Raw genomic sequence first — 24,078 nt, 5'->3', positions numbered from 1 at the left:
CAAAAAAGTTAGCTGAAGGACAAACCCCACGGAAAGGGAAGTGGGCAGCCGGAGTGTTGGTCAAGCAAAGTAGCTATTATTCCATAATAGCTACTAGAGGAAGCGTAAATCTGAGCATTTAGTGATAAGGACTGAGCGAATTTTGCTCAGTTTTTCCTATAGGGTTAGGTTGTATAATCGTTGCTGGGATCTTTTGTTATTATAAAATTAAAAGTATGAGTCTACCGCTTGAACTAAGGCTTCATACGTGTGGTAATCTAGTAACATATAAGATTAGAGCTTACAAGATAAATGAAATGAACTATTTTTATTGGTACTTCTGTTTGTATTTCTCTTTGATACGTAAATAATTATCTTAATCATTTATTTTCTATTAATGCGAACCACTCATCAATAAAAAAACGCTGCACGGATCCTTGATCTAACTGAATCTTATAATACGCTTTTATCTGCTCATCTGCCTCTTTAATAAAATGATAGACTTTTTGTTTATCTTCTGGATGATCCAAGGTTCGATTTATCCACTCGGTATATGACAACTCTTTCTTCCGTACGTTTTCTTTTACGGTGTGTAATCCATAGCTGTCTAACAGCTGTTTCCATTCGAAGATAGGCAAGCATCGTACATGACTAAAATCACGCATACCTTCTAATTGATTGATGAAATTAGCATAGACAGATTGTCTTGGTGCAATATTATCAATAAATAAAAATGTACCATTTGTCTTTAATACACGCTTTACTTCTTGAATGAATTTTTCAGGGTGAGGAAAATGGTGAGCAGCAGTCCTACAGGTAATAATATCAAATGTGTTATTCAAAAACGGTAAGCTTTCTGCATCCGCAAGAATGTAATCAATGTTATGAATATCTTGAAGGTAATTTTTCGTGTTTTCTAGCATTTCTTTCGTTAAGTCCGTTGCATATACCCTCTCAACGAAAGGGGATAACTGTTTTGCTACATGACCACCACCGGTAGCAATATCCAGCAGTTTCATACTTGTTTCCAGCTCTAGCCAATCCTTCATTAAGGATAAATCACTTCCCCGTGCATGTGTAGCACTTGTAATATATGCTTGTTTGTTTTTAGCAAAAGATTTTTTTACATTTTCTTTTTCTCTCATACGCTCATCTCCTCATTGATCTGGAAAATATCTTCCAGTGAATGTTGATTGGCTGAATAGATTATTACTTTATCACTAATAGCATATGTATTATAATGCAATAAGTAAAATACTTAAATATAATTAAAATGAATAATTATTAGTTATAGGGGGATATAATGAAAATCGATGATTATGAATTATTATTAAAATTGCATGAGATAGGGACAATTAGAGGTACTGCAAAAGCAGTTCTGATCTCACAGCCAGCGGTAACACAACGATTGAAATACATTGAGGAATATTTTGGACATATCATCTTTATCCGAACACCGAAACGGCTAATTCCAACCCCAGAAGGCGAGATAATTCTAGAACATGCTAAAACAGTTATGGCAGGAGAAAGAGCAGTAAAAAATAAATTAGCACAATCAAGTGAGGAAGTTCAAGGCACGCTTTCCATTGCCTGTTCTTCACTGATTAGTCAACGATATCTTCCAGCTATATTGGGTAAATTCACGTCGCTCTATCCTAAGGTAGCAATTGATTTAGTGACAGGAATTAGCGAAGACATTAAGCGTCATCATAAGAATTATCATGTGTGTATTATTCGTGGCGAGAAATTAAAGGAAAGTACATGTATCCGCTTATTTGATGATCCGCTTTATATATTTGATACAGAACCATTTCCTACAGATGCATTAAAAGAGCGCCCGCTTATTTCTTTTAAGTCGGATGACAGTATGCATGAATTGGTTGATAATTGGTTATATGTACAACAGGATAAAATTAAACCAGTTAAAACCATAACAGTGGATCAAATTGAAACATGTAAACAATTTATGAAACAAGGACTAGGAATGGCTGTACTACCTGAAAGTGTTTCTGACTCGATGCGAGATGAATATCCAAACATAGCATTAAAATTAGATGGAGAGGCTGTTTCTAGACATACGTGGGTTTGCTTTCAAGATGGGGTACGCGAGCTCCCGCAGGTGGATCATTTTATTGATGAATTGGTAGAACTATTAACACTTTAATGTTTTATTCACGGTAAAAAAAGGTATACCTTAACTAGAATAGAAAAAGGAGTGGTTATGCTATGAGTAATGTTATTTTTACTTCGAAAGCGACAGCAAAAAATGGACGAGACGGTCATGTGAAATCAGATGATGAACTTATTGACCTTAAGCTTGTCAATCCAGCTACGAATAAAAAGGATACGGGTTCTAACCCTGAGCAACTGTTTGCCGCTGCTTACTCATCCTGCTTTGACGGGGCTTTAAATCTAGTTGCCTCCAAAGAAAAAAAGAAAATAGATTCAGAAACAACAGCCGCAGTTAGTTTATTGAAAGATCCGGAAGATAATGGCTTTAAAATTGCAGTAGAATTAACAATTAAAATACAAGGTGTCGATCAGCAAGAAGCTGAAGAGCTTGCAAAGAAGGCGCATCAGGTATGCCCGTATTCAAAAGCTACGAGAGGGAACATTGATGTGACATTACAGCCGCAAGCAGTATAAAAACAATGAAAAGCGAGCTTAAACTTCTCCCTTCTGAGTGCGAAAAACCAATAGGACCGAAAGTTAATAAAAAGGGTGGGATGTTGGAGGAGAGTGCTTTCGAAAACGGTGCTTTTTAAGAGAATGGTGATTCTTCATATACTATTGGGCAGGAGGTCTTACGAAGGATTATTTCCCACAAGCGTCTTTTAATTTGTCGTCATAGGAATAGAGATACCAAAACTGCAACATCGTTTAGAACTAAAATGCCGAACGAATTGGTACCTCCCCCCCGGAAGTTAGAGTGAAAAATATCCGGGGGGATAGCACCCATCCTTTTGAAGGATAGTTCGGCTTTTAGTTTTATAACCTACTTATATTCAGTTCCTTTTAATTATAGCTAACTAGAGAGTTTCGCTATAAATAGGTGACTTATTTTAATTTTTGAATAAGGCTATTACTAGGTGTAACAAACAACGTTTTTTGATTCTCATAAGTTACATAACCGGGCTTTGCCCCATTTGGTTTCTTTACATGACGTACCTTTGTGTAGTCTACAGGCACGGAAGAAGATTGGCGAGATTTACTAAAATAAGCTGCCAGCTGAGCCGCTTCCATTAGAGTTTCGTCACTAGGCTGTTTGTCTCTTATAATGACGTGCGATCCAGGTATATCCTTTGTGTGTAGCCATATTTCATCTCGAGCTGCAAGTTTCATTGTTAAATACTCATTTTGTTTATTATTTTTTCCAACAAGTATTACGGTACCATCAGATGCAGTATATTGTTCCGGTACTGGCTTTTCAGCTTTATTACGCTTTTTCTTTTTCTTCGGTTGTTTTTTGAGATACCCTTCTTCTCTAAGTTCGTCACGAATTTCTTCAATATCAGAACTACTTGCAGATTCAACCTGCTGTTGCAATTGCTCCATATAAGCAATTTCATCCTTCGTTTTTTCAATTTCTATTGTAACGATGCGCTCAGACTTCTTTAATTTTTGATACGTCTTGTAGTAGCTTTGAGCATTTTCACTTGGAGTTTTGTTCGGATTTAATTCAATCGTCAATTCTTTTTGCTCTGGGTCATAGTAGTCAGTCACTGTGACGCTTTGATCACCTGTTGAAATTAAATGTAGGTGTGCCGTTAGTAATTCACCAAGCTTTTGATAATGATCTTTATTTCGGGCCTTCTTTACTGTTTGCTCATGTTTCTTTAATTTTCTCCTGTTCTTTTCTTTTTCGTTTTTAAGAAAGCGATATAAATCTTTAGCTTGTTGTTTAACACGATCGCGTTCCGCTTTTCCAGAATAAAATTGATCTAGCATTTGATTTGTAGTACTAAAATGAATCTGATCACCAGTAAAGTTAGCTAATGGTATAACATGAAAGTCCTCTTTCTTATCATTATATATGGTAGGTCTAAAATTAGATTGAACTATTTGTTTTTGTATTTCATCAAAGACCTTCTGATATGCTTCGATAGATCCAAGCTCTGCTCTTTGAACCATTTCCCTTGCTATAAAAGGTGAGAAACCAACAAGGCTTTGAACAATTTGATTATTGAGCTTACCGGCATTAAAATCAAGCCTTTTAATAAATTGCTCAGAATCTATGGTTAGTGCATTGAGTTTATTTTGCTCGGGTGGAAGCTGATATAGGTGACCAGGTAATAACGTGCGGTGACGATTTTGTGACATAGATATATGTTTAAAACTATCGATAATTTGATTTTCTTCGTCATCAACTAATGTAATATTACTGTGTTTCCCCATTAATTCAATAATAAGTGCTTTGCTTGTTAAATCTCCAATTTCATTTCTTGTTTTTATCGTTAATTGAACAATTCGCTCCATTCCATACTGCTCTATATTTTCTATAATTGCACCTGATAGATGTTTTCGTAATACCATACAAAACATAGGAGGTTCTTTTGGATTTGCAAAACTGTCATTCGTTAAGTGAAATCTAGCATACGTTGGATGAATGGAAAGTAATAAAGTCATGTTTTTTCCTTTACTACGTATGGTAAACAATAATTCACTATCCGTAGGCTGATAAATTTTTGTTATTTTACCAGGAATCATTTCGTTTTTTAATTCTTCTGTTACTGCATGTGTTACGATTCCGTCAAATGGCATATGATCACCTCAAGCGCAATTATAGCATTTTTTAGGACAAGTCTGCATACATATCCCTTAAGGAGCTTTAGATTAAAGGAATACGGTGAGGAACAAGCGCTATAATTTGGAGGAATGCAGGATGAATTGGTATCAATTGGATGTAGAAAATGTAGAAAGAAAATTGCATGTAGCAGCAAATAGAGGATTAAATGAAAAGCAAGTGGAAAAACGAAGGAAGCAATATGGAGCAAATGAATTGGAAGCTCAAAGGAAGACGTCCAAGTGGTTAATATTTTTAAAGCAATTTCAAGATTTTATGGTCCTTGTTTTATTAGCTGCAACATTAGTTGCCGGACTTCTTGGAGAGTATATAGATGCGATAGCAATTATGATTATCGTACTTGTTAATGGATGTATAGGCTATTTTCAGGAACAGAAGGCAGAAAAATCTCTAGAAAAATTAAAAGAACTATCTGCACCGATGGCCAACGTATTACGAAATCAAAAATGGAGTAAGATTCCTTCTAAACAAGTAGTTGTTGGAGATGTTGTCAGAGTCGCAAGTGGAGATCGTATTCCAGCAGATATCCGCATTGTCCAATCAAGCAGCTTAGAAACAGAGGAATCTGCTTTAACAGGTGAATCGTTACCTGTTATGAAGCACGCTACTGCAATTAGAAAAGATAAACTAGATGCCCAGGATCAAGTGAATATGGGGTTTATGGGTACGCTAGTTACAAGAGGTTCAGGAGTTGGAATTGTTGTTGGGACAGGCATGGATACAGTAATGGGGCAAATTGCTTCATTAATGGTAAATACAAAGAAAGTGATGACTCCCCTGGAAAGAAAACTTTCTGAATTAGGAAAAATATTAATTATTGTTGCATTATTTTTAACCGCATTGGTCGTTGTCTTAGGTGTGATGCAAGGACATCCTGTCTACTCCATGTTTCTTGCTGGCGTATCGTTAGCGGTGGCTGCCATTCCTGAAGGATTACCGGCTATTGTTACCGTTGCTTTATCTTTAGGGGTACAGCGAATGATTCGGAAAAAAGCAATTGTTAGAAAATTATCCGCGGTTGAGACACTGGGGTGCGCATCTGTAATTTGTTCTGATAAAACAGGGACGATGACGGAAAACCAAATGACAGTTAAAGAATTATATCTAAACGGGAAGCAACTTTATGTAACTGGTGATGGATATGATATAAGAGGAGATTTCTTTCTAACAAAAGCAAAACTTGATAAAAATTTTCCTAACTTAGAGACGATGTTATTATACGGAATGCTATGTAACCAAGCATCTATTATTGTTAAAAAAGGGAAGCATTATATAGATGGTGATCCAACAGATGGTGCATTACTTGTTGTTGCACGGAAAATGGGATTGACAGTATCTACTGCGGAATCGTATCGAATTATAAAAGAGTTACCCTTCGATTCAGATAGAAAAAGAATGAGTGTAGTTATTGAAGACAGTAATCAACGCCGTTTTCTTATTACAAAAGGTGCGTCTGATGTGCTGCTGCCACGATCGATGTATCATATGGACGAGGATGGAAGACAATTACTGAGAGAAGAAAATAAACAGCAAATTGAGCAAGCAATTAGTGATATGGCAGAAAAAGCTCTAAGGACATTAGCCATTGCTGTTAAGCCCTTATCCAAGCATGACGATCTAGAATCAGCCGTTTTAGAAAAAGAGCTGACTTTTATTGGTTTATATGGAATGATTGATCCCCCAAGAAAAGAAGTGAAATCAGCCATCGAAGAGTGTCGCAATGCAGGAATTAAAACTGTTATGATAACTGGCGATCATGTGAAGACAGCTAAAGCTATTGCTGATAATTTACAAGTACTACCGGAAAATGGGAGAGTGTTAGAAGGACAGCAATTGAATGAAATGTCAACAGATGAGTTAGAAGAAATGATTGATGATACGTATGTATTTGCCAGGGTGACACCTGAGCATAAACTTCGAATTGTTCATGCCTTTCAGGAACGTGGTCATGTCGTGGCAATGACTGGTGATGGAGTAAATGATGCACCTGCGATTAAAGCAAGTAATATCGGCATAAGTATGGGATTAAGTGGTACAGATGTTACCAAAGAGGCTTCTTCCCTAATTTTAATGGATGATAATTTTGCAACGATTAAATCAGCAATACAAGAAGGACGAAATATCTATGAGAATATTCGTAAGTTTATTCGTTATCTTTTAGCATCCAATGTCGGTGAGATATTGGTAATGTTATTTGCGATGCTCCTTTCACTACCGCTTCCTTTAGTACCTGTTCAAATCTTATGGGTTAACCTTGTAACGGATGGCCTGCCAGCAATGGCACTAGGACTTGATAAGGCAGAGGGAGATGTGATGAAAAAGAGGCCAAGAAGCCTTTCAGAAGGTGTGTTTTCTCGTGGTCTAGGTTATAAAATTATAAGCAGGGGAATATTAATCGGTATTGTTACACTTCTTGCATTTATGTTAACCTATCAAGATAACCCAAATAATTTAATATATGCGCAGACTATTGCATTCACTACATTAGTAATGGCCCAATTAATTCATGTTTTTGATTGTAGAAGTGAACATTCGATATTTTCAAGAAACCCTTTTGAGAATATGTATCTTGTATTGGCTGTAATTTCTTCCATGTTGCTTCTCCTTATAGTAATTTATTGGCAACCATTACAGCCAATCTTCCATACTACCGCATTAAGTGTGAGAGATTGGATGTTTGTAAGTGTATTTAGTGCATTACCTACGGTGCTGTTTGGTTTTTCAAAAAAATAATGGACGTCCAGCTTAATGGTTAACCTGTCTATGGATTGCTTGAAATAGCAAATAGGCGGGTTTTCCTATGGGGTGATAAAAACGTTACACTTTTCTTTTTAAGTGAAATCATCGTATAATTAGCTTGTGGAGTGATTTTGATGGGAAAGAGTATGACTGGATATGGAAGAACGGATATACAAATGGATGATACGAAAATAACAATAGAAATGAAAAGTGTGAATCATCGTTTTTTGGATGTAAATATGAAAATACCTTTATCATTTATGTATTTAGAAGAGCGATTGAAGAAGATAGTACAATCGTATTTTCAAAGAGGTAAGATTGACATTTATGTTCGAGTTGATGGAAAAGGTTTTACTAGCAGAAAATTAGAAACAGATTGGCATTTAATGGATCAGTATATGAGTGAAATCAAAGAAATAAAAATGCGCTATCAATTGTCTGGAGATGTATCAACAGCAATTATTCCTGCGCTTAATGAAATATTTACAGTACAGGAGTTAGAAAGTCAGTCAAACCAATTTAAAGACCAACTTATCGACGGACTTAAAGAAGCTTGTAGACAGGTGGTTGACATGCGAGAGGAGGAAGGAAATCATTTAATTCATGATTTGCAGGAACGAATACATAGATTAAATCTGCTCATTAATCAGGTGAAAAACAGACGAACGTTTGTTGTTGATGAATATCGGGAGCGAATTAAAGATCGGGTAAATCAGCATTTAACTGAAGATATGGATTTGAATGCTTCTAGAATCTATCAAGAAATTGTCCTGCTCGCAGAGAAAGGTGACATCGCTGAAGAGATAACCAGACTAATAAGCCATACATCGCATTTTATGCGGACAATTGAATCAGAAAGTGGTGATTCGATTGGTAGACGATTAGATTTTATCACACAAGAAATGCACCGCGAAGCAAATACAATTGGTTCAAAATCAACAGACTCAACTATTAGTGAGTATACGGTAGCAATAAAGGGTGAAGTCGAAAAAATAAAAGAACAAGTGCAAAATATCGAATAATATTTGAGTTTTATATACCATTTTACTTATAATTATACTAGTATATAGAGAGACAGAATTCACGGAGGGTTAAATTTGAGTTTACGTTTAATTAATATTGGATTTGGAAATGTTGTTTCTGCTAATAGAGTAATCTCTATTGTATCGCCAGAATCAGCCCCTATCAAACGAATTATTACGGTAGCAAGAGATAATAATAAATTGGTAGATGCCACGTATGGAAGAAGAACTAGAGCAGTAATTATAACAGACAGTGATCATGTAGTATTATCAGCTGTACAGCCAGAAACAGTAGGACAACGAGTATTAAGTCATGAGGAAATATCGGACGATAATTAGGAGGAAAAAATTTGATTGAAGAAAAAGGAATCCTTTTTATTCTTTCCGGGCCTTCCGGAGTTGGAAAAGGAACAGTTAGAAAGGCGCTTTTTAACCAAGATACAGATTTAAAATATTCCATTTCAATGACTACAAGGGAAAAGCGACCAGGAGAGAAAGATGGAGTCGACTATTTTTATAAAACAAAAGAAGCGTTTGAAGCCCTTATAGAACAAAATCAACTGTTAGAATACGCGAAATATGTCAATAACTATTATGGCACACCACGAAAATATGTTGAAGAAACTTTGGATGCTGGTTATGATGTATTTCTTGAGATTGAGGTCCAAGGTGCATTACAGGTGAAGGAGAATTTCCCTGAAGGCGTATTTATATTTCTGTTCCCACCAAGTCTGGAAGAATTGAAAAATCGGATTGTCCACCGTGGTACGGAGTCTCCTGATCTTGTGTTGAATCGATTGAAAGAAGCAAGGAAAGAGATAGAAATGATGGATGCTTATGATTATGTTGTGGTGAATGATCACGTAGATCTTGCTGTAGAAAAAGTTCAATCGATTATTCAAAGTGAACATTTAAAGAGAGAGCGAATTGCGAAACAATATAAACAATTATTGGAGGATGAATTGTAATGTTAGAACCGTCAATTGACTCACTACAGAGAAAAATTAATTCCAAGTATACACTTGTAACGTTATCAGCTAAACGTGCGAGACAAATGAGCCAAACAAAAAAAGTACTAGTAGATAATCCAAAATCTCATAAGTATGTTGGCATGGCGTTGGAAGAAGTACAGGCAGAGAAACTATTTTTGGATGAAAACAATCAAGCATAAATGATGTCCCCTCGCGATAATAAAAAGCGGGGGGTTTTTATTCATGCATTAGATTATGTTATAACTACTTATAGGAAAATAGCTCGGTTTACTAGGGAAAGGGGAACAAGTCAATGGTCAATCAGAAAAACATTTTACTTGGAGTTTCTGGAGGGATTGCAGCTTATAAAGCATGTGCTCTGGCAAGTAAATTAACGCAAAAGGGTGCAAATGTTAAAGTGGTCATGACAGCAAATGCGACTAAATTTGTATCCCCATTAACATTTCAGGCGTTGTCTCGAAATGCAGTATATACGGATACTTTTGATGAAAAGGATCCAGCCAAAATTGCTCATATTGATTTAGCTGACTGGGCAGATTTAACAATTCTTGCACCGACAACAGCTAATCTGATCGGAAAGCTTGCGAACGGAATAGCTGACGACATGTTATCAACGATTTTGTTAGCTACACAATCTGATGTTTATATTGCACCAGCGATGAATGTTCATATGTATGCTCATCCCGCAGTAATGGAAAATATGAAAAAGTTAGAGGCTTGGGGGTATCATTTTATTGAACCAGGTGAAGGTTACTTAGCTTGTGGCTATGTCGGAAAGGGAAGGCTTGAAGAACCAGAAAGTATTATTCAGGCGGTAGAAATACACCAAAATCAAGATCGCCTATTTTTAAAAGGTAAGCATGTATTAATATCAGCAGGGCCAACTAGAGAGAGGATTGACCCCGTCCGTTTTTTTACCAATCGTTCTTCCGGAAAAATGGGCTATGCGCTTGCTGAGGCAGCTGCAGAAGCTGGAGCAATCGTCACGCTTGTGTCAGGGCCTACGTCGCAAATAATAACTCATGCGCAAGTTAAGCGAATTGATGTAGTAACAGCAGAAGATATGTATCAGGCAATGCATAGGCATTTTCCTACTAGTGATATTGTTATAAAAGCTGCTGCAGTGGCTGATTACCGACCGCGCGTTGTCTATGATCAAAAAATGAAAAAGCACGATGGAGATTGGAATATTGTGATGGAACGGACAAAGGATATTTTACAATCATTAGGAGAACGGAAAGAATCTCAGTATTTAGTAGGCTTTGCTGCAGAGACAGAGAAGCCTATAGAAAACGGGATGAAAAAATTAGAGAAAAAGAAGCTTGATGCCATTGTCATCAATAATGTTGCCGATAGTGGAGCGGGATTTGAGGGAGATACCAATATCGTTACCTATATGAATAAGAACAAAGAAAGGAAAACGATAACACAAGCTCCTAAGAAAGAGGTTGCACATCAACTTTTAAGGATGATTAAAAAGGATTTAAAGGATGAGGAGCAGTGAATATTGTAAAGGTAATCGTTGATGTACCAGCAAGCTCTATTGATCAGACGTTTGATTATAAAATTCCAGAGAGGTTTCAAGACATCATTCAATTAGGTATGCGAGTGACTGTACCTTTTGGACCTCGAAAGGTGATGGGATTTGTTGTTGAAACTGTTAATCATTCCACTTTTGGGAAATTGAAAGAAATTATCGATGTTCTTGATATTTATCCTGTTTTAACAAAGGAATTATTGGATTTAGGGAAATGGGTTGCTCAACAAACAGTCAGTTTGCAAATTACGGCGTTACAGGTCATGCTTCCGCAAGTATTAAAAGCTACGTATAAAAAAGAAATTGTTCGGATGACTAGTGCTACGCTGTCTGATGAATTAGAACAACTTTTTGCGGGTAGGGATGTCATAACTTATGAAGAGTTTACTGCTTCTAAGCTTCCGTATGTGCGATTGTCCAAAGCCGTACAGGATGGAGATGTTTCCATTGAATATTTGGTTAAATCAAGGATTACTAAAAAATTTAAGACGATGATTAGACCAGCTCGACCACCCCATGAATTAGAGGAAAGTATGCTTGATCTTGCTAAAAATGCTAAAAAGCAAAAACAATTACTTGCATTTTTTATAGAAAATCCTGAGCCGATAGAAAAACAAAAGCTCCTTAAGCACATGAATACGTCTAATAGTACGGTGAATATCTTACTAGAGAAAAAATTACTAGATAGTTATCATACAGAAGTTTATCGAAATCCTTATCAGGATAGTGAAATTCAAAGAACGTTCGCATTACCTTTAACTGTTCAACAAGCCAAAGTAATTGAGCCGATGAAAGAAACAATAGAAAAAAATATGCATGATGTGTTTCTCTTGCACGGAATTACAGGCAGCGGTAAAACAGAAGTATATTTACAAGTTATTCAAGATGTCATTCTAAAAGGTCAGGAAGCGATCGTTTTAGTTCCAGAGATTTCTCTTACCCCACAAATGGTTAGAAGGTTTAAAGGGAGATTTGGCTCTAATGTCGCTGTCATGCACAGTGCACTTTCAGCAGGGGAAAAATATGATGAATGGCGAAGAATTCAACGAAAAGAAGTCCAAGTAGTGGTTGGAGCTAGGTCAGCTATTTTCGCTCCCTTTGAAAATATTGGGGTCATTATCATTGATGAAGAGCATGAAACATCATATAAACAGGAGGATCAACCAAGATATCATGCACGTGATGTAGCTATTCAAAGAGGGAAAACACATCAATGTCCAGTAATTCTTGGAAGTGCTACACCAACCTTAGAATCCTATGCTAGAGCTGCGAAAGGTGTCTATCAGCTAGCTACATTAGATAAACGAACCAATGAAAAAGCATTACCGCCTGTAGAGATAGTTGATATGCGAAAGGAACTGCATGCAGGAAATCGAACGATGTTTTCTCGTAAATTAAAGAAAGCAATCATTGATTGTATTGAAAAAGGAGAACAGGTCGTATTATTATTGAATCGCAGAGGCTACTCTACCTTCGTTATGTGTCGAGATTGCGGTCATGTGAAGGAGTGCCCACATTGTGATATTGCGCTAACCTATCATAAGAATAGCAATCAATTAAAATGTCACTACTGTTCATATGAGGAGCCAATGCCATTACATTGTCCAGAGTGTAATAGTGATACCATTCGATATTTTGGAACTGGTACACAACGAGTCGAGGAAGCATTGACACAATTAATTCCAGAAGCAAGTGTAATTAGAATGGACGTGGATACAACAAGAAGAAAGGGAGCACATGAAAAATTATTGAATCGATTTGCTAACAAAGAAGCAGATATATTATTGGGGACACAAATGATCGCAAAAGGGCTCGATTTTGAAAATGTTACCCTTGTAGGGGTTCTAACTGCTGATTCTATGCTCCACCTACCAGATTTTCGTTCATCAGAGAAAACATTTCAAATTCTCACACAGGTAAGTGGTCGGGCTGGCCGTCATAATCTAAATGGAAATGTAATTGTACAAACTTACACCCCAGATCATTATAGTATTGAACTGGCAAGTCAGTATGATTTTTCAACCTTTTATAATACGGAAATGAAAATGCGCAAGGCATTTCAATATCCACCTTACTTCTTTTTAGCACTTATAACGATTTCCCATGTCAATCAAGTCAAGGTGGTTCAAGCTACTCAACGGTTCGCTCAGTTGCTCACGAAGGTAGTAAAGGATGAGACAATCATCCTGGGTCCAACGCCATCGGCTATACCACGTATTAAAGATAGATATCGTTATCAATGCATGATAAAATACAGAAATGAACCAGACCTAAGAATCTACTTATCAAAAATTCTAGATCAATTTTCTAATGATATTCGAAAAGATGATTTATTTATTTCAATTGATATGCAGCCATATCATTTAATGTGAAGAATATATAGCCTCGTAGAAAGTAGGTAATGAAGATGAAACGAATCGTATTTATGGGAACACCGGATTTTTCAGTTCCAATTTTACAATCATTAGTTGATTCACCTTATGAAATAGTACTTGTGGTAACACAACCAGATCGACCTAAGGGGAGGAAGCGTATTATTACCCCTCCACCTGTAAAAGAAGAAGCCGAAAAACATGATATCCCAGTGTTCCAGCCAGAGAAATTAAAGGATAATTATGAAGAAATTTTAGCTTATGAACCAGATTTAATTATAACGGCAGCATATGGACAGTTATTACCTAAGCAATTATTAACATCACCACCTTTTGGTTGTATTAATGTACATGCTTCCTTATTGCCAGAATTACGTGGTGGAGCACCGATTCATTATGCTATTATGCAAGGAAAGAAAGTAACGGGTGTTACGATCATGTATATGGTTGAAAGGCTAGATGCAGGTGATATCCTATCACAAAAGAGAGTGAAAATAGAAGACAATGATCATGTTGGCTCACTTCACGATAAGCTTTCAGTAGCTGGATCTGCCTTGCTGCAGGAAACATTGCCGAATCTATTTGATAACCAATTACAGCCAGTAAAACAGGATGATACACTAGCAACATTTGCTCGTAATATTAAGCGTGAAGAAGAGCAGATTGATTGGCATAAGTCGAATACAGAGATTTATAATCATGTTCGTGGCTTACATCCATGGCCAGTAGCCTATACGAAATACGAAGGCAAGCTGATGAAAGTTTGGTGGGGAGAGCCTGTCGAAACTTTCTATCAAGGGAATCAACCTGGTGAAATCGTTGATAAACCGGATTATGCATCGATTATAGTAGTTTGTGGAGATCATCAAGGATTTCGGATTACAGAAGTTCAGCCTGCTGGTAAGAAGCGAATGACAGTAAAGGACTACCTACAAGGAAATCCAAACCGAATAAAAAATGGAATGATAATGGGTGAGTAGATGGGCAATAATCAGTTAAGAAATACGATATTAAAGGTTTTGTTACGTATCGACAAAGATCAAGGGTTCAGTCATTTGCTTATTGACCATGAATTGAAATCTGGAAAAATCGGTGCAAAAGATGAAGGCCTATTGACAGAAGTTGTTTATGGCACCATTCAGCGTAAACTAACATTAGATTATTATTTAGATGCTTTTATTGATCCGAAAAAGAAAATAAAACCATGGGTAAAAATGTTGTTACGGATGTCTTTGTATCAAATGATATACCTTGATAAAATTCCGGATCATGCCATTATTCATGAAGCTGTTGAAATTGCTAAATCTAAAGGTCATAAAGGAATTGCTTCTTTTGTAAATGGTGTACTTCGCTCTATTCAAAGGAAAGGAGTACCATCTACAGCGACTATTAAGGATGATGTAAAAAGAATTTCGATTGAAACAAGTCACCCTGAATGGCTCGTTAAGCGATGGGTGGATCAATATGGTTTGAAGATAGCGGAAGCGATGTGTGTGTGCAATACACAACATAAACCGTTAACTGTTCGTGTACAGCCGTTAAAAATTTCTCGAGACCAGGCATTAAATAAATTAGTAGAAAAAGGTTTTGAAGCAAGAGCTTCGATATTTTCCTCCCAAGGAATCATTATTGAGAAAGGGAATATTTTAAACAGTGAATTATTTAAACATGGTTATGTGACGATTCAGGATCAAACATCTATGTTAGTTGCTGAGATGCTAGAGTCCCACCCTAATATGAAAGTACTTGACGCATGCAGTGCCCCAGGTGGAAAGGCAACGCATATTGCTGAAAAAATGCAAAATCAAGGGGAGTTACATGCCTTTGATCTTCATAAAAAAAAGGTGAAGTTAATAGAAGATAAAGCAAATCAATTGGATTTATCGATTATAGATGCAAAACCTGGTGACGCTAGAAAATTACAGGATATTTATGACGAAAAAACATTTGATCGCGTCTTAATTGACGCTCCTTGTTCAGGTTTAGGCGTAATCCGAGGTAAGCCAGAAATAAAATACCATAAAGAAGAAGCTGATATAAATCGATTGGCAACGATACAATTAGAAATATTAGAAAGTGTTATACCATTGTTAAAGGATGAAGGTCTGCTCATCTACAGTACTTGCACGGTCGATAAAGAGGAGAATGAGAGATTAGTGAGAAGGTTCTTAGAACGTAACAATTCGTATGAGCTTGATAATAAGTTCTTTAACACACTACCATCTCCTTTAAAAGAATCTCCTGGTATAAGTAACTATGGATTACAAGTGTTTCCACAAACCTTTAATACAGATGGTTTTTTCCTAACACGTATGAAACGAAAAAATAAGGAATAGACTTCTTTTCTTAAAAAGATTGTGTAATACTGTTATGTAAAGAACCTACAAGTAAACAAGGGGTGAAATAATGAAAGCTCGTTTTCTGACTGATCGAGGGCAAGTAAGAAGTCATAATGAAGATTCAGGTGGAGTATTTTATAATTCTTCTGGGCAATTTCTTGCTGTTATTGCAGATGGAATGGGTGGTCATCAAGCTGGGGATGTTGCTAGCCAGATGGCTACCACGTTATTAGAGGAAAAATGGAATGCATGTGACCATATAGATTCGCCTGAAGAGACAGAGAACTGGGTGCAAAACGCAATAAGGGAAATTAATGTAGCCATTTATAACCATGCACAAGAGAATAAAGAATGTTATGGAATGGGAACAACTATTGTCATTGTTATTGTGATCCGTGATTTTATGACGATTGCTCATATTGGAGATAGCAGGTGTTATAAGAGAAGCGGGGATGGACTTAAACAAATTACGGAAGACCATTCTTTAGTAAATGCCTTAGTTCAGTCTGGACAAATAACGAAGGATGATGCCCTCAGCCACCCACGAAAAAATGTCGTATTAAAAGCGCTAGGTACGGAGGAAGTAATAGAAAGTGATGTCATGTCTCTTGGCTTAGAACCAGAAGATAGACTATTGTTATGCACAGACGGTTTAACAGATAAAGTTATGGATAAAGAGCTATCAGAAATCATGGACGCAAGTACAGATTTACAAGAAATCGGTGAAAAGATGATTTCATTAGCTAACGAACGTGGAGGGGAAGATAATATATCATTGATTATTTTTCAATATTCACCTTCTGAGGAAGCGGGTGAATCTTCATGTTAAATGGCCATGTCTTGAGTGAACGTTATCAGATTAAAGATACAATTGGTGGCGGAGGTATGGCCAATGTATATTTAGCAAGGGATATTATCTTGGAAAGAGACGTTGCAATTAAAGCACTTCGCCTAGAATATGCAAATGATGAAGAGTTTATCGCTCGCTTTGATCGAGAAGCCCACGCTGCGGCTAGCCTCTCTCATCCAAACATTGTAAATATATATGACGTAGGGGAAGAGGACAAGCTTCTTTACATGGTAATGGAATATGTTGATGGTATGACGTTAAAAGAATATATTCAGCGAAATGGCCCGCTAGATGTACAGGAAGCGCTGGACATTATGAAACAAATTTCGGCGGCAATTGCTCATGCCCATGCAAATGACATTGTACATCGTGACATAAAGCCGCAAAATATTTTGATTGATACATATGGTCAAGCAAAAGTGACAGACTTCGGGATTGCTATTGCTTTAAGTGCAACAGCATTAACACAAACAAACTCCATTCTAGGTTCCGTTCATTATTTATCTCCTGAGCAAGCAAGGGGAGGAATGGCTACTAAAAAGTCGGATATCTATTCTATAGGTATTGTACTATATGAACTATTAACAGGAAGACTGCCTTTTTCGGGGCAATCTGCTGTTTCGATAGCATTAAAGCATTTACAAAATGATACCCCTTCTGTACGAAAATACAATCAAGATGTACCACAGAGTGTAGAAAACATTGTTTTAAAAGCAACAGCGAAGGATCCATTTCATCGTTATGAGACAATTTATGACTTAGAAGATGCACTTGAAATGGCTTTACATCCAAGTAAATTAAATGAAGCAGTGTTTACACCACCAACAGAAGAAGGAGAAGAAACCAAGGCTATCCCAATTATTACAGATCAAATGCAGGATAGTGTTAATGATGATACGATCGTACATCAAACGAATGGTCCTACAAAGCCTTATAAAGAAACGGACAAGTCTCTGGATCATAACAAAGGGAAGAAAACGAAGAAAAAGCAAAAGAAGAAACGACCTAAAAAGCCCAAGAGTAAGAAGAAAAAATGGTTCATTGCTTCCATTATTTTATTTTTATTACTAGCAGCAGTGACTGTAGCCCTATTTGTATATCCTGATATGTTTCAGCCTAAAGATGTAACTGTTCCAGATGTTACAGATATGGCTTATGATGATGCAACATCAGAATTGGAAGAACTTGGTTTTGTTGTTGAGCGCGAAAAAATCCATTCTGAAGACATTGAAGATGGAAATGTAGTTAAAACGGATCCAACGGCTGGAAGTACGATAAAGGAAGGTACTACTATCACATTATACGTTAGTCAGGGAAAAGAAAAAGTAGAATTTGCTGATTATGTTGGTAAAGACTTTTCGCAAGTAAAACGGTTGTTAGAAGATGAAGGATATGAAGTTTTAGATCCGTATGAGGAATATTCAGATCAGCCAGTAGGAGAAATCATTGAACAGATTCAGCCAACTCCAGACTCGGAAGTTGTACCAAGTGATACCAAGGTTATTTTTCGAGTTAGCAGTGGTCCGAAAACGATTAGTTTAAATAATCTTAAAGGAATGACGGAAGCTGAAGCAAGGGAATATTTGGAAAATAATAATCTAAAGATGGATGTCTCTAAAGAAAGCTCTGAAAGTACGGTTGAAGGCGAAGTGATACGTCAAGAGCCAGGGACAAACACGGAGTTAGAGGAAGGATCAACAGTAAAGGTTTATATTTCCACAGGACCTAAAGAAAAACCTCCTGTATCACATACTGTAACGTTTACCGTACCATATAATCCTGATACGAATGAAGAAAATGAGGAAAAGATCGAACAAACAGTTAAGATATATATTGATGATATGAACAATGATTTATCAGAGGTACACACGGAAGAAACGATTACGGAGGATAAGGAATTTGAGTTCACGTTAACAATAGCACCAGATAGTAAGGCGGAATATATGATTAAAAGGGATGAAGAAGTTATTGCTAATAAGACAGTTTCGTATGAAGAAGGTGAATAAATGCCAAGTGGCAGAATTATTAAAGCTCTAAGCGGTTTTTATTACGTCGAATCTGAAGGAGAAATCTTTCAGTGCAAAGGCAGGGGAGTATTTCGAAAAAAGAAAATCACTCCTTTAGTTGGTGATGTCGTTACATTTGATATTAGTGGTAAAAATGAAGGATACATTTTAGAAATACATCCTAGAGACAATGAGCTTATTAGACCGCCTATTGCTAATATTAATCAGGCAATAATTGTCTGTTCTGCGATGAAGCCAGTGTTTAGTACGGTACTACTGGATCGGTTTCTTGTATTAGTAGAGTCGAAAGGAATTAAGCCGGTTATTTTTATAACGAAAATGGATTTGGTTGCAGATGAAGCGAAAAATAGTCTCATTTCTTATCAAAAAGATTATGAACGAGTTGGTTACAAAGTAGAGCAGTTTTCAGTAAAGGATTCTTCAGCATTAGCTTCACTTGAACAATATTTCACGAATAATATTACGGTTATTGCTGGGCAATCAGGGGTGGGAAAAACATCGCTATTAAATGCGATAAATCCATCGCTCCTATTAAAAACGGATGAAATTTCTGATAGCTTAGGTAGAGGTAAGCATACAACTCGACATGTTGAATTAATTTCACTTTGTGGTGGATTAGTAGCAGATACACCAGGATTTAGCTCGCTTGACTTTCAGGATATTGAACCTGAGGAATTAGCTGCATGTTTTCCAGAAATAAGGGATAGAATGGAAAACTGTAAATTCCGTGGATGTATGCACTACAAGGAACCTAAATGTGCTATTAAACAAGCTGTCGAGTCAGGTGAAATTGCAAGCTATCGTTATCAACACTATTTACGATTTCTTGAAGAAATACAAAGTAGAAAGCCGAGGTATTAGTCATGACAAAAATAGCTCCATCAATATTAGCAGCTGACTTTTCTAAGCTAGGGGATGAAATAACGGATGTTACAAGAGGAGGAGCAGATTATATTCATGTCGATGTAATGGATGGGCATTTTGTGCCTAATATAACTCTAGGTCCTTTGATTGTAGAAGCAATACGACCATCAACAACATTACCATTGGATGTACACTTGATGATAGAAAATCCAGATACCTATATCGGGGCATTTGCAAATGCAGGTGCTGATATAATAACGGTACATCAAGAGGTATGTCCTCATTTGCATCGCACCATTCAATTGATTAAAGACCAGGATATGAAGGCGGGGGTAGTTATTAATCCAGCTACTCCGGTTGAAACACTATTACCCATATTGAATGATATAGATATGGTATTAATTATGACGGTTAATCCAGGATTTGGCGGTCAGTCCTTTATTAAAAGCACTTTAGCTAAAATCAAACAGCTAGACGAATGGCGAAAGGAATTTGGATATTCATATGAGATAGAAGTGGATGGTGGAATCAATACGTCAACAGCGCAAATATGTACAAAGGCCGGTGCTGATATTTTGGTTGCTGGTAGCGCAATATTCCAGAAGGAAGATCGTCCTAAAGCTATCCAAGCTATTCGGGATGCAGCAAAGGAGTAATTAGAGCGTGAAAACTGTAGCAATCATAGGTAATGGACCAGATCTGTATCCTGATTTCACCCCATATCTAGATACAGTGGATTGTTGGATCGGTGCTGACCGTGGTGCATGGACATTGGTGAAAAAAAACATACCAATGGATTATGCAGTAGGAGATTTCGATTCTACGACAAAGGAAGAAAGGGAAGCAATTGCTAAATATAGTAAATATATGAAAGAGTATTCATCAGAAAAGGATGAAACAGACCTTGAAATTGCATTAAATAAAGCATTTGAGCTAAAGCCTGACTACATTTACTTATTCGGTGTAACAGGTGGTAGACTTGATCATGAATTAATTAATGTCCAATTATTATATTCCATTATAGATAAAGGAATAAAGGGAGCCATCATTGATCAGACGAATTATATAGAACTTACACTTCCAGGTGAACATCATGTAAAACATGACAAAAGCTATCCCAATATCTCATTTGTTCCATTTTCGCACGAAGTACGTGGTATAACTTTAACTAATTTCTATTATCCTCTAACCGATGCAAATATTTCATGGGGATCTACGCTTTGCATATCAAACAAGCTGATTAGAAATAGTGGTACTTTTTCGTACAATGAAGGCATACTATTATTAATAAAGAGTCGTGACACGATTCCCAGATAGCTTTGTTTGTTAAAAGAGGAGGGCGAACTCATGAAATTTTATACGATTAAGCTCCCGAGATTTATTGGTGGATTTGTAAGGGTCATTATTGGTACATTTAAGAAAGATAAGTAATAAGCATGAGCTTTTGTCAGTTGACAGAAGCTTACTTTTTTTTGGTAGAGATGAGAATTTTAATAGTTGCTGCATCATTGTCAGAATAAAAGTGCAAGCGACCGATTAGAAACGTCGACTGGAACGAGTCAACGGAGGTAAAGGAATTACGGTGAGCTTGTGAGTGATGATGATTTAGATTAGAGTGATTCGTGAAAGTCGCATCGTTTCTAGGCGCTAGAGCTGGACGCGGCTCAACATGCTCATATTTATTTTGATAAATTCCTTAATTTCCTAGACTATAAGAAAAAGCACCTTTTATTAAAAAGGTGCTTTTTCTTAACTAATGCGATAAGTTGTATTAGTATATTAAACGCGTTCTACTTTCCCTGATTTAAGGGCACGTGCAGATACATATACTTTTTTCGGTTTTCCATCTACCATAATACGTACTTTTTGTACATTAGCTTTCCATTGACGCTTATTGGAATTCATAGCGTGAGAGCGTTGGTTTCCACTGCGAGTTTGACGTCCAGTTACAACACATTTTCTGGCCATGTTATCCCTCCTACTTTTACATGTTTCTTTGCATTTTCATACTTATACAATTTACCATAACTCTTACTAGATTGCAATTATTCTTTTTGTAAAACCACGAATAAACTGGGATTATTTGTTATATAAAGAGAAAATACTTGACAGATTAACACAAATCGTACATTGTTATAAGTGGTAATTTTTAATTAGGTATTATCTATACTTTTAAAAAGGTTCTGCATGTAGTAGAATATGCTTAGATAATGTGAGCAGGTATTATAAGGAGGATTCAAATGTCCATTGAACTTCATACAAACGATGGTCAGGTAACGATTACTAATGAAGTAATTGCCACTATTGCTGGTGGTGCAGCAGTTGAATGTTATGGAATTGTTGGGATGGCTTCTAAAAGTCAAATACGCGATGGCATTGCTGAAATCTTAAGAAAAGAAAACTTTTCAAAAGGTGTCATTGTCCGTCAAGAAGAAAGCAATTTACATATCGATATGTATATTATTGTGAGTTATGGAACAAAAATATCCGAAATTGCTCATAATGTTCAATCTCAGGTTAAATATACGTTAAATCAATCCTTAGGGTTAGAAATTGATTCTGTCAATATTTATATTCAAGGAGTTCGTGTCTCAAAAGACTAATTTCATATCATCTAATTGTATAAAGTGTTAATGCTCTAGCGCCTGAAGCATGAATAGTAGATCTACAGGCGCTGTGAGCTTTTGTCTACAGAGGAGGAAATATAATAGTGACTTTACAGAAGATAAATGGCAAGAAACTTGCTCAAATGATTCTTTCTGGAGCGCATAATTTGTCGAATAACGCCAAGAAAATTGATGCTTTAAATGTATTCCCTGTACCCGACGGTGATACAGGAACAAATATGAATCTAACGATTACTTCCGGAGCTAATGAAGTAAAAAAATTAACTAGTGACAGTGTATCTGAAGTAGCTGAAGCATTTGCTAAAGGGTTACTAATGGGTGCTAGAGGTAATTCAGGGGTCATACTATCACAAATTTTTCGTGGTTTTTCTAAAGGGTTGGAAAAAAAAGAAGCGGTTACAACCATGGAGCTTGCGAAGGCATTTGAAAGTGGTGTTTCCACTGCGTATAATGCTGTAATGAAACCTGTAGAAGGCACCATACTAACTGTTGCAAAGGATGCAGGGAATCAAGCAGTTTCAGTTGCTGAAAAAGAACAAGACATCATTCAGCTAATGGAACAAATTGTAGCTGAAGCAAAAGCATCACTTAAACGTACACCAGATTTACTTCCAGTCCTAAAAGAAGTTGGTGTAGTAGATTCTGGTGGGCAGGGTTTATTAACCATCTATGAAGGATTCCTTGCTGCGTTAAAGGGAGAAGAACTTCCTGAAGATCCATCGGATATTAATATGGATGAAATGATAAATGCTGAACACCATAAAGTAACACAGGATTTTATGGATACAGAGGATATAGAGTTTGGCTATTGTACTGAATTTATGGTTAAGTTTGAAGAAGACAAATTAAATGAATATCCATTTGATGAAGAAGCATTTCGTAACGATTTAAGTGAGCATGGTGATTCCTTGCTAGTTGTTTCTGATGATGAGCTTGTGAAGGTTCATATTCATGCAGAGTATCCAGGACATTGTTTAACAATGGGGCAACGTTATGGAAGCTTAATTAATATGAAAATAGAAAATATGCGCGAGCAGCATACTGCTATTGTAGGAAGTAAAGAAAAGAAAAATATGCAAAAAGAAAAGTCGGAATATGCAATTGTTACAGTGGCCATGGGTAAAGGCTTGAGGGATCTTTTGGAAAGCTTAGGGGCAAGTGTGGTCATTGAAGGTGGACAAACAATGAATCCAAGCACTCAGGATATTGCAAATGCCATCAAGCAAGCTAATGCTAAAAATGTGTTAATGCTTCCAAATAACAAGAATATCCTAATGGCAGCTGATCAAGCGGCAGAATTAGCTGAAGAAAATGTACGAGTTGTTCCAACTAAAACAATTCCACAAGGTATAAGCGCTATGCTCTCATTTCATCCAGATGCAGATATTGATAGTAATCAGCAAGCAATGGACGAGGCAAGAAAACAGGTGAAAACTGGACAAATAACTTATGCTGTACGTGATACACAAATTGATGGCATTACCATTGAAAACGGTAATTTTATGGGTATTGCAGATGGTAAGATCATTGCTACTGACTCTGATAAAATGGAAACAGTGAAATTGCTTCTAAATGAGATGATCTCTAAAGATGATGAGATCTTGACGATTCTTCAAGGGGAAGATGTAGAAGATGAAGAAGTAAATCGATTGATCAAATATATAGAAGAAACATACGAAGATATTGAAATTGAAGTGCATAACGGTAATCAACCAATATACTCCTATATATTTTCCGTGGAATAAGCAGCTTTTTATATAAATAATAGGGCTGTATCAAAAGTCCATTAGAGGAACGAAACACCGACCATGATATTTAAACATCACGGTCGGTGTTTCGTTCTGGTTTGTATTTATTTTGATTATCTCCGCACGATGGCAAGAGGGTTAATTTTAGATAAATAAAAAAAATTGAGCAAAATTCGCA

The 24,078-nt window shown here is 36.6% G+C and carries 22 protein-coding genes; 19 read left to right on the top strand and 3 right to left on the bottom strand.

What is annotated here, in order from left to right:
• Positions 1-359: 359 nt before the first annotated feature.
• Complete coding sequence (locus JUJ52_RS18365) at positions 360-1,124, bottom strand: class I SAM-dependent methyltransferase (RefSeq protein ID WP_026680832.1); 765 nt, start codon at positions 1,122-1,124, stop codon at positions 360-362.
• Between the two features lie 158 nt (positions 1,125-1,282).
• Between JUJ52_RS18365 and JUJ52_RS18360 the strand changes: the two genes are divergently transcribed.
• Complete coding sequence (locus JUJ52_RS18360; protein WP_026680833.1) at positions 1,283-2,143, top strand: LysR family transcriptional regulator; 861 nt, start codon at positions 1,283-1,285, stop codon at positions 2,141-2,143.
• A gap of 62 nt (positions 2,144-2,205) precedes the next feature.
• Positions 2,206-2,625 carry an organic hydroperoxide resistance protein gene (locus tag JUJ52_RS18355; RefSeq protein WP_026680834.1) on the top strand — a complete coding sequence of 140 codons (420 nt, stop codon included), beginning with the start codon at positions 2,206-2,208 and terminating at the stop codon, positions 2,623-2,625.
• A gap of 411 nt (positions 2,626-3,036) precedes the next feature.
• Here the strand turns inward: JUJ52_RS18355 and JUJ52_RS18350 are convergent, their stop codons facing one another.
• Positions 3,037-4,740 carry an Rqc2 family fibronectin-binding protein gene (locus tag JUJ52_RS18350; protein WP_026680835.1) on the bottom strand — a complete coding sequence of 568 codons (1,704 nt, stop codon included), beginning with the start codon at positions 4,738-4,740 and terminating at the stop codon, positions 3,037-3,039.
• Between the two features lie 121 nt (positions 4,741-4,861).
• Here JUJ52_RS18350 and JUJ52_RS18345 point away from each other — a divergent pair, with 121 nt between their 5' ends.
• The 15 genes from JUJ52_RS18345 (at position 4,862) to spoVM (ending at position 20,956) form a co-directional block, all read left to right on the top strand.
• Positions 4,862-7,516 (top strand): calcium-translocating P-type ATPase, SERCA-type, encoded by a 2,655-nt coding sequence (locus JUJ52_RS18345; protein ID WP_205388613.1) that lies wholly within the window; start codon positions 4,862-4,864, stop codon positions 7,514-7,516.
• Between the two features lie 140 nt (positions 7,517-7,656).
• Positions 7,657-8,544 (top strand): YicC/YloC family endoribonuclease, encoded by an 888-nt coding sequence (locus JUJ52_RS18340; protein WP_026680837.1) that lies wholly within the window; start codon positions 7,657-7,659, stop codon positions 8,542-8,544.
• A gap of 75 nt (positions 8,545-8,619) precedes the next feature.
• A complete protein-coding gene (remA, locus tag JUJ52_RS18335; RefSeq protein WP_026680838.1) occupies positions 8,620-8,883 on the top strand; it encodes an extracellular matrix/biofilm regulator RemA in 264 nt (87 codons plus the stop codon).
• An 11-nt stretch (positions 8,884-8,894) separates the two neighbouring features.
• The gene (gene gmk, locus JUJ52_RS18330) at positions 8,895-9,512 is read left to right on the top strand and encodes a guanylate kinase (RefSeq protein ID WP_026680839.1); all 618 of its coding nucleotides are present in this window, start codon (positions 8,895-8,897) and stop codon (positions 9,510-9,512) included.
• Entirely contained in the window at positions 9,512-9,715 is a 204-nt protein-coding gene (gene rpoZ / locus JUJ52_RS18325; RefSeq protein WP_026680840.1) for a DNA-directed RNA polymerase subunit omega, read from the top strand. Before gmk ends, rpoZ begins: the two co-directional genes overlap by 1 nt.
• 113 nt (positions 9,716-9,828) lie before the next feature.
• Positions 9,829-11,040: a bifunctional phosphopantothenoylcysteine decarboxylase/phosphopantothenate--cysteine ligase CoaBC gene (gene coaBC / locus JUJ52_RS18320; RefSeq protein ID WP_026680841.1), complete on the top strand. Its 1,212-nt coding sequence runs from the start codon at positions 9,829-9,831 to the stop codon at positions 11,038-11,040.
• Complete coding sequence (priA, locus tag JUJ52_RS18315) at positions 11,037-13,445, top strand: primosomal protein N' (protein ID WP_026680842.1); 2,409 nt, start codon at positions 11,037-11,039, stop codon at positions 13,443-13,445. Before coaBC ends, priA begins: the two co-directional genes overlap by 4 nt.
• 35 nt (positions 13,446-13,480) lie before the next feature.
• The gene (gene fmt / locus JUJ52_RS18310) at positions 13,481-14,425 is read left to right on the top strand and encodes a methionyl-tRNA formyltransferase (protein ID WP_166530026.1); all 945 of its coding nucleotides are present in this window, start codon (positions 13,481-13,483) and stop codon (positions 14,423-14,425) included.
• A complete protein-coding gene (rsmB, locus tag JUJ52_RS18305; RefSeq protein WP_026680844.1) occupies positions 14,426-15,781 on the top strand; it encodes a 16S rRNA (cytosine(967)-C(5))-methyltransferase RsmB in 1,356 nt (451 codons plus the stop codon). It begins immediately after the preceding gene.
• Between the two features lie 70 nt (positions 15,782-15,851).
• Positions 15,852-16,613, top strand: a complete 762-nt coding sequence (locus JUJ52_RS18300; RefSeq protein ID WP_026680845.1) for a Stp1/IreP family PP2C-type Ser/Thr phosphatase — start codon at positions 15,852-15,854, stop codon at positions 16,611-16,613.
• Positions 16,607-18,640 (top strand): Stk1 family PASTA domain-containing Ser/Thr kinase, encoded by a 2,034-nt coding sequence (gene pknB, locus JUJ52_RS18295; protein WP_026680846.1) that lies wholly within the window; start codon positions 16,607-16,609, stop codon positions 18,638-18,640. The genes JUJ52_RS18300 and pknB overlap by 7 nt, the downstream gene beginning before the upstream one ends.
• Positions 18,641-19,522, top strand: coding sequence for a ribosome small subunit-dependent GTPase A (gene rsgA, locus JUJ52_RS18290; protein ID WP_205388612.1), 882 nt, complete (start codon positions 18,641-18,643; stop codon positions 19,520-19,522). It begins immediately after the preceding gene.
• 2 nt (positions 19,523-19,524) lie between these two features.
• Positions 19,525-20,181, top strand: a complete 657-nt coding sequence (gene rpe, locus JUJ52_RS18285) for a ribulose-phosphate 3-epimerase (protein WP_026680848.1) — start codon at positions 19,525-19,527, stop codon at positions 20,179-20,181.
• Between the two features lie 7 nt (positions 20,182-20,188).
• Complete coding sequence (locus tag JUJ52_RS18280; protein WP_205388611.1) at positions 20,189-20,842, top strand: thiamine diphosphokinase; 654 nt, start codon at positions 20,189-20,191, stop codon at positions 20,840-20,842.
• Positions 20,843-20,872: 30 nt separating this feature from the next.
• The gene (spoVM, locus tag JUJ52_RS18275; protein WP_034678883.1) at positions 20,873-20,956 is read left to right on the top strand and encodes a stage V sporulation protein SpoVM; all 84 of its coding nucleotides are present in this window, start codon (positions 20,873-20,875) and stop codon (positions 20,954-20,956) included.
• 348 nt (positions 20,957-21,304) lie between these two features.
• Here spoVM and rpmB read toward each other — a convergent pair whose 3' ends face one another.
• Positions 21,305-21,493, bottom strand: coding sequence for a 50S ribosomal protein L28 (rpmB, locus tag JUJ52_RS18270; RefSeq protein ID WP_026680850.1), 189 nt, complete (start codon positions 21,491-21,493; stop codon positions 21,305-21,307).
• Positions 21,494-21,765: 272 nt separating this feature from the next.
• On the opposite strand from rpmB, the gene JUJ52_RS18265 reads away from it, so the two are divergent.
• Complete coding sequence (locus tag JUJ52_RS18265) at positions 21,766-22,128, top strand: Asp23/Gls24 family envelope stress response protein (protein WP_026680851.1); 363 nt, start codon at positions 21,766-21,768, stop codon at positions 22,126-22,128.
• Between the two features lie 107 nt (positions 22,129-22,235).
• On the top strand, positions 22,236-23,897 hold the full coding sequence (locus JUJ52_RS18260; protein ID WP_205388610.1) for a DAK2 domain-containing protein: 1,662 nt from the start codon (positions 22,236-22,238) through the stop codon (positions 23,895-23,897).
• Positions 23,898-24,078: the final 181 nt, after the last annotated feature.

The sequence above is a fragment of the Virgibacillus sp. AGTR genome (assembly GCF_016919725.2).
Lineage (GTDB): Bacteria > Bacillota > Bacilli > Bacillales > Amphibacillaceae > Virgibacillus > Virgibacillus salarius.
The sequence above is the reverse complement of the archived record's forward strand: the minus strand, read 5'-3'. Positions and strand labels throughout refer to the sequence as shown.

Coding starts and splice junctions, on each gene's coding strand:
- JUJ52_RS18365 (WP_026680832.1), bottom strand. CDS start 1,124: ATGAGAGAAAAAGAAAATGTAAAAAAATCTTTTGCTAAAAACAAACAA.
- JUJ52_RS18360 (WP_026680833.1), top strand. CDS start 1,283: ATGAAAATCGATGATTATGAATTATTATTAAAATTGCATGAGATAGGG.
- JUJ52_RS18355 (WP_026680834.1), top strand. CDS start 2,206: ATGAGTAATGTTATTTTTACTTCGAAAGCGACAGCAAAAAATGGACGA.
- JUJ52_RS18350 (WP_026680835.1), bottom strand. CDS start 4,740: ATGCCATTTGACGGAATCGTAACACATGCAGTAACAGAAGAATTAAAA.
- JUJ52_RS18345 (WP_205388613.1), top strand. CDS start 4,862: ATGAATTGGTATCAATTGGATGTAGAAAATGTAGAAAGAAAATTGCAT.
- JUJ52_RS18340 (WP_026680837.1), top strand. CDS start 7,657: ATGGGAAAGAGTATGACTGGATATGGAAGAACGGATATACAAATGGAT.
- rpoZ (WP_026680840.1), top strand. CDS start 9,512: ATGTTAGAACCGTCAATTGACTCACTACAGAGAAAAATTAATTCCAAG.
- coaBC (WP_026680841.1), top strand. CDS start 9,829: ATGGTCAATCAGAAAAACATTTTACTTGGAGTTTCTGGAGGGATTGCA.
- fmt (WP_166530026.1), top strand. CDS start 13,481: ATGAAACGAATCGTATTTATGGGAACACCGGATTTTTCAGTTCCAATT.
- rsmB (WP_026680844.1), top strand. CDS start 14,426: ATGGGCAATAATCAGTTAAGAAATACGATATTAAAGGTTTTGTTACGT.
- JUJ52_RS18300 (WP_026680845.1), top strand. CDS start 15,852: ATGAAAGCTCGTTTTCTGACTGATCGAGGGCAAGTAAGAAGTCATAAT.
- pknB (WP_026680846.1), top strand. CDS start 16,607: ATGTTAAATGGCCATGTCTTGAGTGAACGTTATCAGATTAAAGATACA.
- rsgA (WP_205388612.1), top strand. CDS start 18,641: ATGCCAAGTGGCAGAATTATTAAAGCTCTAAGCGGTTTTTATTACGTC.
- rpe (WP_026680848.1), top strand. CDS start 19,525: ATGACAAAAATAGCTCCATCAATATTAGCAGCTGACTTTTCTAAGCTA.
- spoVM (WP_034678883.1), top strand. CDS start 20,873: ATGAAATTTTATACGATTAAGCTCCCGAGATTTATTGGTGGATTTGTA.
- rpmB (WP_026680850.1), bottom strand. CDS start 21,493: ATGGCCAGAAAATGTGTTGTAACTGGACGTCAAACTCGCAGTGGAAAC.
- JUJ52_RS18265 (WP_026680851.1), top strand. CDS start 21,766: ATGTCCATTGAACTTCATACAAACGATGGTCAGGTAACGATTACTAAT.